We start from the raw sequence: 12,396 nt of genomic DNA on the forward strand, positions 1-12,396 counted from the left end.
ATCAAAAATTTCAGAAAAACTTTAGATTTTAGATTTAAGGTTTTAGATGGAAAATTTAAATCTAAAATCCAAAATCCAGAATGTTTGAACCTTGGGGTATCTTAGTTATTTTAATTGTCTGCCCCCTTTTGGGCGGATTACCCCTGATTGCATGGATAACTTACGCCCTCAAACGGAAGCAGTTATCACAAGTTGGTACAGGAAATATTAGTGTATCAGCTGCCTTTTATCATGGCGGTAAAATTGTCGGAATTCTGGCAGTCTTGTCAGAAGCATTTAAAGGAGTTGCGGCAGTCTTACTCACCCGCATTTTCTTCCCAGATGGATCGTCTTGGGAATTGCTTGCCCTAATCGCTCTGGTAATCGGTAGATACTGGATAGGCAAAGGAGCAGGTACGACAAATGTTGTCTGGGGATTTGTCGTACACGATCCACTGGTTGCGATATTTGTATCTTTCTTTGCAGGTATTGCTTTTACAATTCTGCAATCAAAAAAGTTAGTCAAATTTGGAGTTTTGCTGCTTTTTCCTTTATTCGTGGCACTTCTCCACCTGAGCGATATTCCCAGAATACTTGCTGCTGTAGCCTTAGCTGGTTTAATGGGCTGGATTTACACCAAAATTCCTGATGATATGAAGCTGCCAGCCCAAGAGGCACAAACAGAATCGCAAGCGATGTTGGAATTTTTACGCGGCGATGTCTACGACGGGCTACGCCAACGCACAATGGTTTCTTTAGATGAAGAGTTGAATGCTGCCATAGTCGGAGAAAAGGCGGCGACATTATCTCAAATTAAGCGCTGGGGCTATCCAGTGCCGAAGGGATGGGTACTAGCACCCATCGACGATCCACAAGGGTTAACAGAATTTCTCCAGCCATCAGAATTATCCCCCTTGGTGGTGCGTTCCTCCGCTATTGGAGAAGACTCAGAACAGGCTTCTGCTGCTGGACAGTATGAAACAGTTGTAAATGTTACTAGTTCAGAGGCATTACAAGAAGCGATCGCTCAAGTTCAAGCTTCCTACAATCATCCATCTGCTATCCAATATCGGCGCGATCGCGGCTTAAATGATACAGCAATGGCTGTGTTGATTCAGCAACAAGTCCAGAGTGTATATTCTGGTGTCGCTTTCAGCCGCGATCCCATTACCCAGCAAGGTGATGCGATCATCATTGAAGCCCTTCCAGGCAGCGCGACGCAAGTCGTTTCGGGAAAAGTCACACCAGAACAATATCGCGCCTTTGTCGTTGAAACAGAAAATTCTTACTCTGTACAATTAGAGGGTGAAGGACGAGTACCACAATCATTAATTAAGCAAGTTGCATACTTAGCTTACCGACTCGAAAAACGTTATCATGGCACTCCTCAAGATATCGAGTGGAGTTATGATGGTCAAACGCTTTGGGTGTTGCAATCTCGACCGATCACTACTCTGTTGCCCATATGGACACGTAAAATCGCTGCTGAAGTGATTCCCGGAGTAATTCACCCCTTAACATGGTCAATTAATCGTCCCTTAACTTGTGGAGTTTGGGGAGAATTTTTTACTTTAGTTTTAGGCGATCGCGCCTTGGGGTTAGATTTCGCCAAAACAGCAACTCTGCATTATTCAAGAGCTTACTTTAATGCGTCCCTCTTAGGAGATATTTTTCTCCGCATGGGACTGCCGCCGGAAAGCCTGGAATTTTTAACTAGAGGAGCTAAATTAAGTAAACCCTCCTTGCAGTCAACTTGGGAAAATTTGCCAGGACTAGGGAAGTTGCTGAAGCGGGAATTAAGTTTAGAAAAGGACTTCAAGGAAGATTATCACAACCGATTCATTCCTGGGTTGTCGCAGTTGGCGCAGGAAGATATAGATAGCTTGGAACCAGCCAAGTTGTTGGCAAGAATTGATTTTATTCTGGAGTTGCTGCGTCATGGGACGTATTACAGCATTTTAGCTCCTTTAAGTGCTGCCCTGAGACAGGCGATTTTTCGGGTAAAAGATGGGCAAATCGATCATAGCGTCACCCCAGAGGTAGCGGCATTGCGATCGCTCAGTGCGATCGCTACAGATGCCAAGCAGGTATTGCTGGAGTTTGAGCCACAGCAAGTATTTGAACAATTAAAACAAACCCCCGAAGGAGAGAAAATCCTCCAAGCATTTAACGAATTGCTGCAAGATTACGGCTACTTAAGCGAAGTAGGAACCGATATCTCCGTTCCCACTTGGCGGGAAAATCCCCAGATGATTCAGCAGATGTTTGTGCAGTTAATGCAGGGGAATGAACCACAAGCAGGTGCTAAAGACGCGATTAATAGTATTTTTGCTGGCAAGCGCAAACGTTCTTTTGTGCAACGGCGTGTAGATATTAAAGGACGAGTCACCGAAGTTTATTCACGACTTTTAGCTGAATTGCGTTGGAGTTTTGTGGCTTTAGAGAAGATTTGGTTAAAGTCTGGTTTACTTAGGCAAACAGGCGATATCTTTTTTCTCAACTTTGATGAAGTGCGGCGTCTAATTGTGGATGAAGATTCCAACTTCATAGAGCAGTTAGATAAGTTAGTAGAATTTAGGCGATCGCAATTTGTACAAGATAGCGAGATTATTCAAATACCTCTTTTAGTCTACGGCCATACACCTCCTCATCCCTTAGCTCCCTCTGAACTTTACTCTGACCAAATTTTACAAGGTATTGGAGCCAGTCATGGGCAAGCCGAAGGTAGGGTGAAAGTGTTGCGAAATTTACAAGACATTCCAGACATCGATCGAGATACGATTCTGGTAGTGCCTTACACAGATTCCGGCTGGGCACCATTGTTATTAAGGGCTGGAGGATTAATTGCCGAAGCTGGGGGAAGGCTTTCTCACGGTGCGATCGTTGCTCGTGAGTATGGAATTCCCGCGGTGATGGATGTTCGCGGTGCTACATGGATCTTGCAAGATGGTCAACGAGTCAGGATTGATGGGTCTAGGGGTATTGTGGAATTATCTAATGATTTAAGACCCGAATGATTACCACTTCCCTGAAAGACTTGCCAGAAGAGTCAGTTTCTCACAATGCCGAAATCAAGAAAAAGGTGATGTTACGCTTCGGCGATTTACCTCACCTAACTAACTTTTCTCAAGCACGTTTTGCTCCTGGACAAACCGCACCAGCACACGCGCATCAAGATATGTGCGAAGTATTTTTTGTAGAAGCCGGTTCAGGAGTAATTCACATTGATGGTACAGAATACCCCTTGCTTCCGGGAAACTGCGTAGCCATCGAACCGGGAGAAGTACACGAAGTTGTCAATAATGGCTCAACCGAACTTGTTTTGACATACTTTGGTTTGCGAGTCGAAAAATCGAGCTAATCATTCAGTTAGGATCGTTAACTAGCAATTTAGGTTAGTTTGATTTTAAATAAAACACGCAGTGGGGGCGGGGCATAACAATGTTATGTCCTTAGAAAAGTTTGCGGATGTTGTTTATAAATCAATACAGTTCAAATCAACCCAAAACCCTGATGTAGAGACGCGATTTATCGCGTCTTCAAAGATCAATGATTTACTAATATACCAAGGGTATCGCCCCGCGCATCTGACGTAAAGAATTTATACAAGCAGGACAATCACAGCCAAATAAGTCGATTGCCACATTACTTTCTTCATCATTGAACTCCAGCATGGGAGCATCTTCTTGAGAAAACTCTATTTCACGTTGATAGTTAGGAATTTGAGCCAATACGGAAGCTCTGGCACATACTAAACCCACCTTATGTTTATTGCGTATACAAGATAGACGATCTGTGGTTTTGGCTCCTGGTTCTGGCTCCATAGCTTGTGCGTGATTCAGCATTACTCCCATAGAGAGAAGAGAGCTAATCAGCACAGGAGAAGAAAGCAAACTCAGTATGAATTTGTTCATTGGTTTTCTTGAAAAACAGTCTCGATTGCTCAGATTATCCGATTAAATCTTACAGTGCAAGTAAATGTGTATCAGGAATAGCCCAAAATCCAGATGTAGAGATGCGATTTATCGCGTCTTTGCAATTTATAATTTTCATCAAAAAGCCTTAACCGAACCGTATTGTCATATAACGCAAGTCTGTTTCTGATAACGTCAAAGCAGAAGTTGCTACAGACTGCGCGAAACACGGAAACGTGAAAGCAGAAGCTCTTACAGGGAAGACGGATGTTGCTACAGGCTGCGCGAAACACGGAAACGTGAAGGCAGAAGCTCTTACAGGGAAGACGGAAGTTGCTACAGGCTGCGCGAAACACGGAAACGTGAAGGCAGAAGCTCTTACAGGGAAGACGGAAGTTGCTACAGGCTGGCTATAAAAAATTGAAGAGGTTTATAGTCAAATCAGGTATTTTTTGAGCGCTATTGATTGCCATGTTTATCTTCAACAAAAGATATTTCTACTTCACACTTGTATTATTTTTCATAGAAATATGTATTGCTGTTTTTGTCAATGATAGTTTGATTCGTCCTTTTATCGGTGATGTTTTAGTAGTTATACTAATTTATTGCTTTGTCAAAGCTTTTTGGAATATACACTCATCCATCGTCGGTTTATCAGTTTTTGCATTTTCTTGTACTATTGAGATTCTTCAATATTTTAATTTTGTAAATAACTTAGGATTGCAAAAATATAAGATTCTGGCTGTTGCCTTGGGAAGTGTATTTGATTGGAAGGATATCATTGCTTATGCAATAGGTATTATAATAGTCTTATGGTTGGAAAATAGAACATGATTAATTGGAAGTTGTGGGTAACTCATGACGCTTGTGATATTTTAATCGGAGCATGTCACTTTTTCAATTAACTAAAAAAATCCCGTATAATAAATGTTTGTGTCAGTCGAATTTTTATGCGTCTACAAGGAAAATTTTAAACACTGTTTTACTGTTTCAAGGACAGAGATAGAAAGACTTTCTAGTTCATAACCTCCCTCTAAACCAAAAATAATTCGCGGTGTAATATCTAAGCAATAATCAGTCAAAATTGCGTAATCATGAGGCTGTAAATTTATTTTAGAAAGTAAATCTACCTGGTTGGCATCATATCCTGCACTCACAATCAATATATCTGGACGGAAATCTTTGAAAAAGGGTACAACCCTCTGCTCAAATAAATTACAGTAGTCTTGTATTAAACTACCTGGAGCTATTGGAAGATTCAATACGTTGTTAAATTTGCCATGTTCGTCAGATTTTCCTGTGTGTGGATAGCCTGGTGATTGATGAATTGAACAAAAAGCAATGTTGGGAACATTTTCCACGGCTGCTTGTGTTCCGTTACCGTGATGTACATCCCAGTCAAGAATTCCAACTCGCTTGATTTGTCCTATTTCTAAAGCATAAAGGGCAGCGATCGCAGCATTACAGAAAATGCAAAATCCCATCCCTTCATCTTTAAGTGCGTGGTGTCCTGGTGGTCTGGCCAGAACAAAGCTCGGTTTTCCCACCTGCAAAACAGTATCAACCCCATCCAACCAAGCATTCACAGCAAGGCAAGCAACTTCAAAGCTTTGGGGAGAAATCTGTGTTGACTCAAAACAACCCCAACCTCTTGCAGAATAGGAGCGAACTTGCTCAATATATTTGGTGGAATGAACTCGTTCAATTTCTTTGATTACATTTCTAGAAGTGTCAGGATTTAACCATTGAATTTGATCTGCTACTGTTGAGCTTCTTAACCTATCTACAATTGCAGTCAGTCGTTCTGGTTGCTCAGGGTGCATATACCCTGTTTCATGTTGAAGGAATTTTTCGGAGTAGATGATGGAGATCATTTAGGCTACAGATTTCTACTGTGATTTTCTATTTCAACTATCTTAATAGACACAATTACTTTATCCCCAGAAATTAAGTTTTAATCTTGGGGTTTTATGATGCGATCGCTTAGAAAGTAGATTTAAAAAAGTGCTTATCTTGCCTTTTTTGCTCTCTTCGGTGACAGCGCCAATCGTGCCTACTATTCGGTATAGCGACGCGGCGTATAAACCCAGATATTACCATCGCGGCGCTTGATAGTTCGGGTTTTTGTGGAACCAACAAGAATAATTGTCCGCATATCAGCGCTTGCTGGTGTTAACTGCTCAAGTGCGATCGCTTTCACCGTTTGTCCTGGGCGACCAAGATTCCGGGCCAATACTACTGGTGTATCTGGTGTTCGATGTCGCAGCAAAATATTTCTCGCTTCTGCCAGTTGCCAGGTACGCTCTTTGGAAACAGGATTGTAGAAAGCAATGACGAAATCAGCCTCAGCAGCAGCGGTAATTCGTTGGGCGATCGCAGTCCAAGGTTTCAAGATATCAGAGAGGGAAATAGCACAGAAGTCATGTCCAAGGGGCGCACCAATGGCTGCTGCTGCTGCCTGCATTGCAGAGATGCCTGGGGCCACATGAATGTCGATGCTGTCCCATTCCGGTTTAGCATAGCGATCGCACACCTCAAAAACCGCTGTTGCCATTGCATAGATACCGGGATCGCCAGATGAAACTACAGCTACATATCGCCCAGATGCAGCCAAATCAAGGGCCATCTTTGCGCGTGCTTCTTCTTCGCGGTTGTCAGATTCATGCCGTTGCTTACCATCAGCCAGAGAACCAACTAAATCTAAATAAGTTTTATAACCCACCAGATCAGTTGCCGACTTGAGAATCTCCTTCACTTCTGGAGACATCCACAGTGAACCACCAGGACCCGTACCAATAATCGCTAACCGTCCCCGTGGCTGACCGATGGTGTTGGGGTCAATTACTTGAGGGGCAATAGCGATCGCAATGTTAGCAGAAGGGGAAGATAAAGGGGATGTACCTGTGGCGGCGATCGCTGCGGCTTGGGCAGGGCTATAACCTTGTGAAAGTAGACTTTCTAGCTGATTTGGGGTAAAAAAGCGGGTGGGCACTTTTAAGGCGCTAGCTACGGCGTGGATTGCGGGATCGGCGGCGGCGGCGATGGGTGCAAATATCCCGGCGACTGATGCTTTTTCTAGTTTGGCATCAGCTAGTAGCTGTTGTACTAAAACGACTGCATCATCAATGATGCCACTAATTGCGATCGCGATCGTTGCTGGATGATAGACAAGACAGTTGGCTCTAGGAGTCACCAAACCTTCTGTAACTTCGATGGTCAAATCTCCCTTTGGATCTATCGGCAGTTTACTATCACTCAACCAAGGTGCTATTCCTTCAAGATTAACTTGCGCCCCAGCTAGCACATCTGAGATAAATTTCTTCGCATCATCTGGGTTGGCCAAATGGTATCCAGGGGGAGGAGACAACAGCGTTGTACCCAAACGTAAATTGCCTGTGGTCGTAATTGCAGCTTTGACATCCAGCGCTTCGGCAATGCGACGAGCCAAATCGTTTACTCCACCAAGTCCGCCCAAGAGAGGGACAACAGCACTACCATCTTCAGCCACAGCTAGCACTGGTGGTTCCTGTCGTTTATCCGAGATTACCGGAGCTAACGTCCTAATTAAAATGCCGGCGGCACAAATGCCAATCAGCGGCCTTCCCTGCATAAATAACTCGCGTAGCGTCTCGCCAAAATTTGTGAAGCTGACATCAACTTCCGATGTGCGACCCTCTAAACCGTATAGTGTTGCTCCTGGTAAGACGTTGATTATTTTGCGTGCTACTGTCACGCTATTTTGACCCAGTATTACAATGGCAGGTGCAAAGTTCATCATTACTTAATTACAACACTTAATTACAACTTATCTCGTAACTTAAGCGAACGCCTACGCGCTAATTATTTTAGCTGGTTAAAATCTTCTTCTGTAATGCCCAACTGCTTGAGAATTTCATAAAACAACCAACTACCAATTTCAGCGTTGCTATGAATGGGAATTGTAGTTGCTCGTCCATCTGGATGTTGCCAACGGGCATGACTGCCTTTCTGCCGCACTTTTTCAAAACCGAGTTTCCGTGCTACTCGTTCTAATTCACTGGCTTTAGCTGGCATTTGCAATTACCAATTCAACGTCTTCGGGTAGAGAACGTCCTTGTTCTTTGTATTCCTCCTGAATCATTTCAAAAACATAGACAAGTTCAGCACGAGCTTCATCTGGCGTTTGTCCCCAAGCATGACAACCGGAAATCGCTGGTATATATGCGACAAATGTACCATTGTTATCGGGACGGATAACAGTGGTGTAGTCTTGTAAAGAATTCATGAGTATAGCCGCAAGTTTGAGTTATACCTTCAGTTTACAGCGATATCTGACTACAAGCAGGGGTGCGATGTCTAGACGATCAGTTAACAGCAAGGCAATGTAGAGGCGATCGCATTCTTTTAAAAAAGTGCGATCGCTTGTTAAATTAGAGATTGGGACTCCAACCAAATATCCAAAGAATTTCTTCCCCAATCTCCAGTCTCAACTCAATTAGCTTTACGTTCTTTCAGTACTTGATCTAGCAGGTTTCTAGCAGGTTGTGCTTTAGCCAACGCTACTTGATGGTCATTATAAGCACGAACAAGGCGAGAAAGACTGCTCACACCTGTCTTGAGTTGCTCAAGTTCTTCACCAGCAACTAGTTCTCCATCAAGCATCCGCCCAATCAACGGTTTGATATCGCCCACTTCCTGCCGGACTTTTTGGAGCTTTTCTAGAGAACTCAGTAAGGTTTTTAGTGAGTTCAATATGTCATCAATATCCTGGGCATCCTCCACTAGCTCAGGCGGATTTTCAATTGCGATCGTATCTTTGTCTGAAACTGTAGGCAATTCCTCTACAGACGTTTCACTTATAACCCCGTTTGACCGTGCCATCAACGCTTCCTCAAGGAATTTTCCTCAGTGTATCGCTGATTTCAAGTTGCCAAAGATAGTATTGTTATAATTCGTTAAATAAATACTTGTACAAATTCAACTCTACGTTGCGATCGCGAAACCAAAGAATTCCCTTAGCTCTAAATCAGGGCAATTTTATTCTATTTTTAGGATTCAATTGGTACAGGTATAAGTAAAAACAACGGCCAACATATAAACACAGCAATAATGATTGATTTTGAACCTTGGGACAGGTTGTTGCGTCAGTATGTCGATCAACAGGGTCGTGTAAACTATATTGCTTGGAAAACTGAGCAACCTCAAGCGATCGCAGATTGGTTGTCGAGTCAAAAAAATCTGGCTTTTACATCTAATAGCAACACTTTTGAGCAATTGGCATTGTGGATTAACCTTTACAATGCCTTCACCATTTCGACAATTTTGGAGAGATACCCGCTTGAGTCAATCCGTCCGCGAATCTTAGGCATTCCCAACTGGTTGGCTTTTTTGTGGTTCTTTCAACGTCGTGCTTATTATATATTTGACGAACATTACAGTTTAGCCCAAATAGAGAACCAAATTCTGCGGAATAAATTACAGGAGCCACGAATTCATTTTGCAATTGTCTGCGCTTCGGTTGGTTGCCCGTTACTGCGTGCTGGAGCTTATTTTCCTCAACAAGTTACTCAGCAGTTAGATGAAGACACCCGTCGCTTCATTAACAATCCTGAAAAAGTCCGTTATGACTCAGATAGTAAAACGCTCTACTGTAGCAAAATCTTTAAATGGTATCGTCAAGATTTTCTTAAAGTCAAATCCTCTATTCCAGAATATATCCGCTCTTACCTAGAAACAGACCTGCCAATAAATGCCTCAACGCCGATTTCCTATCTCTACTATGACTGGAGCCTGAATCAGCGAATATCTTGATAAAATTGTTTGAGATAATTTGCATCAACGCCAATTCCCCACAAAAAACCGATATAAAGGTAGATTGCGTTTGCTTTCCAGCTACCCCATTTTGCGACACGGCGATCTGAAGAGTGAACAATGCGGTTCACCAGATAAATACGTCCTTTTTTAACCAATTTCAGGCATAAATCTCCATCTTCCATAATCGGTAATGCCTCGTCAAATCCATTGCAATCCCAAAAGTCAGTGCGACGACAAAACATTACCTGATCTCCAAACAACAGGCGCAATCCTCGAAAAAACAGGTGAGGCTTAAATAGCAGTGGTGCGTAGTAGGTTTTAAAATAATTATGTAGAGAGATGCCCCAGCGAGTCGTTTGAGATCCACTCATCAGAGAAATGAACCCCCCACAGGCAATGGTTGGTTCTGCTAGGGTTTGCTGTATTACGGTGATTAAGTCATCCGGCACCCAAGTATCTGCATGAAGAAAGCAAAGAATATCTCCAGTTGCAGCCGATGCTCCATAATTCATCTGAATAGAACGCCCACGTCGCTCAGATACTAAAACTTGTACGCATAGCGACTGATTGAATGACCCAAAGCATTGTTTTGCAACTGCCACTGTCTCATCATCGCTGCCACCATCTACTACTATCACTTCAAAAGCAGGTGGATTAAGTAAAGTCAATTGGCGTAATGTACGCCCTAAGCTAACTGCTTCGTTTAAAGTAGGAATGACAATCGAAACTTGAGACATGCAGCTTAAGTAGTTTTATCCTTGCTTTTATTCTACTTGCTGAATGTTGACAAGCTCTTAATCCAAAGGTCAACAAGAGGCAGGGGGCAGGGGGGGGAAACCCCATAAATAAATTTAGGGCCTTGAAACAAGGACGCATTATTTCTCGTGCAATAATCTCGAAATAAATATTTTTGCTTTTGTGTATAAATAAATTTAGGGNGGGGAAAAAGATACTGAAATTCCCCTGCAAAAAGGGTTTCAAGCCCCTAAATTTATTTATACACAAAAGCAAAAATATTTATTTCGAGATTATTGCACGAGAAATAATGCGTCCTTGTTTCAAGGCCCTAAATTTATTTATGGGGTTTCCCCCCCCTGCCCCCTGCCTCTTCGGTCAACACTCCTGAGCATGGTAAGTAGCTTTTAGTAATTTTCCCCAGATTGCATTGTAAGGATGTACAAGCTGTGTCGGACGATCGTCTTGAAAGATTGGTCTGCCTTCGTTTGCCCACTGAAAAATTCCACCACTCAAGTTATAAATGCACTTCATCCCGGCTTTATCCAGTTTTTGGGCTAATTTTGCGCTCCGGTAGCCAACAGCACAGTACACAACAATTGGTCTATCTTTTGATGCTGTTGCAACTGCTGTTAAGTCATCTGTGAGAGGATCTATGCGTACTGCTGTTTCAATATGGCTTACTGCATACTCAGTTTGACTTCGTGCATCTAGTACTAATGGATGGGGCTTTGCAGAATCTGATAGTAATTGAGCTAATTGGTTGCAATTAATTTCCTCAACAGTAGGAAACTGAAATCTAATCAGAAGTTTAAGAAAGTTAAACGTGAGCGATCGCACTTGTCAAAAGACTCTCTGGTTAAGAAACAATACTAACTGGGGCTGTGTTTAATATTTAATAGTAAAAAACTCAACTCTACAAAACAAACAGATAACTCATCAAGATTAGCTTATTTGCAAGTAAATATACTTATAATAATTACAGCATTTACTAATCACCTGCGATTATTTATGGCAATTCTTCAACTGATTGAACCCGAAGTTAAAAATCTGGGTGGTTTTTGTGCCCGCCGCAGTTTGCCATATCCTAATCGCCAAACGGTTGGGCCGTTTATCTTTTTCGATCATCTTGGCCCGTCCGTTATGCCGCCCAATCAAGGCATCGATGTCCGACCGCATCCTCATATTAATCTAGCAACGGTAACTTATTTATTTGATGGTGCTTTGATCCATCGCGATAGTTTGGGTACTGTGCAGGAAATCCAACCAGGTGCAGTTAACTGGATGACAGCGGGAAAGGGGATTGTCCATTCAGAACGCTCACCTGACTTTGACCGTCAGCAAGAAACTACTATTCATGGCATTCAAACCTGGGTTGCCCTGCCTGTTGAACACGAAGAAACCGAGCCAACGTTCATTCACTATCCGGCTGAAATCCTTCCCACTTGGGAAGAGAATGGCGTTATCATCAAACTTATTGCTGGGCAAGCATTTGGCTATAGCTCACCTGTAAAAGTTCTCTCACCTATTCTCTATTTAGATGCAGTGTTGGCTGCCAACACCCACTTCACTATCCCTACAGATTATTCACAAAGGGCAGTATACAGTGTCACCGAGGGATTGAGGATTAACGATGAACCGATGGAGCAATATCGTCTCGCTATTCTAGAGCCAGGCGATCGGATTGAGGTTTCTGCTACAACTGCTGCTCGATGTATTGTTATTGGCGGTGAGCCGTTAGGTACACGCTACAAATGGTGGAATTTTGTCTCTAGCCGACCAGAGCGAATAGAGCAAGCTAAAGCTGATTGGCGCGACTCTCGTTTTGCTAGCGTGCCAGATGAAACAGAGTTTATTCCACTCCCAGAAGTGATAACAGAAGCTAATCCTTTTTCATAAGTGTGTCACACTTCAAGGCTCACTACCTCGCTTTAAGATGGCCAAGTTTAACCCAAGTTGCCAGTTACTCTTATGA

At 42.8% G+C, this 12,396-nt stretch carries 14 protein-coding genes; 5 read left to right on the forward strand and 9 right to left on the reverse strand.

Annotation, left to right across the window (positions count from 1 at the left end):
* Window positions 1-80 precede the first annotated feature (80 nt).
* On the forward strand, window positions 81-2,996 hold the full coding sequence (locus tag CDG76_RS23805) for a glycerol-3-phosphate acyltransferase (RefSeq protein WP_094351370.1): 2,916 nt from the start codon (window positions 81-83) through the stop codon (window positions 2,994-2,996).
* Window positions 2,993-3,340, forward strand: a complete 348-nt coding sequence (locus CDG76_RS23810; RefSeq protein WP_094351371.1) for a cupin domain-containing protein — start codon at window positions 2,993-2,995, stop codon at window positions 3,338-3,340. The genes CDG76_RS23805 and CDG76_RS23810 overlap by 4 nt, the downstream gene beginning before the upstream one ends.
* A 196-nt stretch (window positions 3,341-3,536) precedes the next feature.
* Here CDG76_RS23810 and CDG76_RS23815 read toward each other — a convergent pair whose 3' ends face one another.
* Entirely contained in the window at window positions 3,537-3,893 is a 357-nt protein-coding gene (locus CDG76_RS23815; RefSeq protein WP_094351372.1) for a hypothetical protein, read from the reverse strand.
* Window positions 3,894-4,364: 471 nt separating this feature from the next.
* On the opposite strand from CDG76_RS23815, the gene CDG76_RS23825 reads away from it, so the two are divergent.
* On the forward strand, window positions 4,365-4,727 hold the full coding sequence (locus tag CDG76_RS23825; RefSeq protein ID WP_094351373.1) for a ribosomal maturation YjgA family protein: 363 nt from the start codon (window positions 4,365-4,367) through the stop codon (window positions 4,725-4,727).
* Between the two features lie 122 nt (window positions 4,728-4,849).
* Here CDG76_RS23825 and CDG76_RS23830 read toward each other — a convergent pair whose 3' ends face one another.
* The 6 genes from CDG76_RS23830 to CDG76_RS23850 form a co-directional block, all read right to left on the reverse strand.
* Window positions 4,850-5,767 carry a histone deacetylase family protein gene (locus tag CDG76_RS23830; protein WP_094351374.1) on the reverse strand — a complete coding sequence of 306 codons (918 nt, stop codon included), beginning with the start codon at window positions 5,765-5,767 and terminating at the stop codon, window positions 4,850-4,852.
* 182 nt (window positions 5,768-5,949) lie between these two features.
* Window positions 5,950-7,671, reverse strand: a complete 1,722-nt coding sequence (gene cobJ, locus CDG76_RS23835) for a precorrin-3B C(17)-methyltransferase (RefSeq protein WP_094351375.1) — start codon at window positions 7,669-7,671, stop codon at window positions 5,950-5,952.
* Window positions 7,672-7,733: 62 nt separating this feature from the next.
* The gene (locus CDG76_RS23840; RefSeq protein WP_094351376.1) at window positions 7,734-7,946 is read right to left on the reverse strand and encodes a type II toxin-antitoxin system HicA family toxin; all 213 of its coding nucleotides are present in this window, start codon (window positions 7,944-7,946) and stop codon (window positions 7,734-7,736) included.
* Complete coding sequence (locus CDG76_RS23845; RefSeq protein ID WP_094351377.1) at window positions 7,936-8,157, reverse strand: type II toxin-antitoxin system HicB family antitoxin; 222 nt, start codon at window positions 8,155-8,157, stop codon at window positions 7,936-7,938. The genes CDG76_RS23840 and CDG76_RS23845 overlap by 11 nt, the downstream gene beginning before the upstream one ends.
* Window positions 8,158-8,178: 21 nt before the next feature.
* On the reverse strand, window positions 8,179-8,325 hold the full coding sequence (locus CDG76_RS37615; protein ID WP_190240959.1) for a hypothetical protein: 147 nt from the start codon (window positions 8,323-8,325) through the stop codon (window positions 8,179-8,181).
* A gap of 38 nt (window positions 8,326-8,363) precedes the next feature.
* Window positions 8,364-8,753, reverse strand: a complete 390-nt coding sequence (locus tag CDG76_RS23850; RefSeq protein WP_094351378.1) for a hypothetical protein — start codon at window positions 8,751-8,753, stop codon at window positions 8,364-8,366.
* A gap of 228 nt (window positions 8,754-8,981) precedes the next feature.
* Between CDG76_RS23850 and CDG76_RS23855 the strand changes: the two genes are divergently transcribed.
* Window positions 8,982-9,683: a DUF547 domain-containing protein gene (locus CDG76_RS23855; RefSeq protein WP_094351379.1), complete on the forward strand. Its 702-nt coding sequence runs from the start codon at window positions 8,982-8,984 to the stop codon at window positions 9,681-9,683.
* Here CDG76_RS23855 and CDG76_RS23860 read toward each other — a convergent pair.
* On the reverse strand, window positions 9,668-10,423 hold the full coding sequence (locus CDG76_RS23860; protein WP_094351380.1) for a TIGR04283 family arsenosugar biosynthesis glycosyltransferase: 756 nt from the start codon (window positions 10,421-10,423) through the stop codon (window positions 9,668-9,670). The two genes, CDG76_RS23855 and CDG76_RS23860, sit on opposite strands and share 16 nt — an antisense overlap.
* 376 nt (window positions 10,424-10,799) lie before the next feature.
* Window positions 10,800-11,261 carry a rhodanese-like domain-containing protein gene (locus CDG76_RS23865; RefSeq protein WP_094351381.1) on the reverse strand — a complete coding sequence of 154 codons (462 nt, stop codon included), beginning with the start codon at window positions 11,259-11,261 and terminating at the stop codon, window positions 10,800-10,802.
* Between the two features lie 171 nt (window positions 11,262-11,432).
* Between CDG76_RS23865 and CDG76_RS23870 the strand changes: the two genes are divergently transcribed.
* Complete coding sequence (locus tag CDG76_RS23870; protein WP_094351382.1) at window positions 11,433-12,320, forward strand: pirin family protein; 888 nt, start codon at window positions 11,433-11,435, stop codon at window positions 12,318-12,320.
* Window positions 12,321-12,396: the final 76 nt, after the last annotated feature.

The sequence above is a fragment of the Nostoc sp. 'Peltigera membranacea cyanobiont' 210A genome (assembly GCF_002246015.1).
In the GTDB taxonomy this organism is placed as follows: Bacteria; Cyanobacteriota; Cyanobacteriia; order Cyanobacteriales; family Nostocaceae; genus Nostoc.

Coding starts and splice junctions, on each gene's coding strand:
- CDG76_RS23805 (WP_094351370.1), top strand. CDS start 81: ATGTTTGAACCTTGGGGTATCTTAGTTATTTTAATTGTCTGCCCCCTT.
- CDG76_RS23870 (WP_094351382.1), top strand. CDS start 11,433: ATGGCAATTCTTCAACTGATTGAACCCGAAGTTAAAAATCTGGGTGGT.
- cobJ (WP_094351375.1), bottom strand. CDS start 7,671: ATGATGAACTTTGCACCTGCCATTGTAATACTGGGTCAAAATAGCGTG.
- CDG76_RS23840 (WP_094351376.1), bottom strand. CDS start 7,946: ATGCCAGCTAAAGCCAGTGAATTAGAACGAGTAGCACGGAAACTCGGT.
- CDG76_RS23850 (WP_094351378.1), bottom strand. CDS start 8,753: ATGGCACGGTCAAACGGGGTTATAAGTGAAACGTCTGTAGAGGAATTG.
- CDG76_RS23860 (WP_094351380.1), bottom strand. CDS start 10,423: ATGTCTCAAGTTTCGATTGTCATTCCTACTTTAAACGAAGCAGTTAGC.
- CDG76_RS23845 (WP_094351377.1), bottom strand. CDS start 8,157: ATGAATTCTTTACAAGACTACACCACTGTTATCCGTCCCGATAACAAT.
- CDG76_RS23855 (WP_094351379.1), top strand. CDS start 8,982: ATGATTGATTTTGAACCTTGGGACAGGTTGTTGCGTCAGTATGTCGAT.
- CDG76_RS23825 (WP_094351373.1), top strand. CDS start 4,365: ATGTTTATCTTCAACAAAAGATATTTCTACTTCACACTTGTATTATTT.
- CDG76_RS23810 (WP_094351371.1), top strand. CDS start 2,993: ATGATTACCACTTCCCTGAAAGACTTGCCAGAAGAGTCAGTTTCTCAC.
- CDG76_RS23830 (WP_094351374.1), bottom strand. CDS start 5,767: ATGATCTCCATCATCTACTCCGAAAAATTCCTTCAACATGAAACAGGG.
- CDG76_RS23815 (WP_094351372.1), bottom strand. CDS start 3,893: ATGAACAAATTCATACTGAGTTTGCTTTCTTCTCCTGTGCTGATTAGC.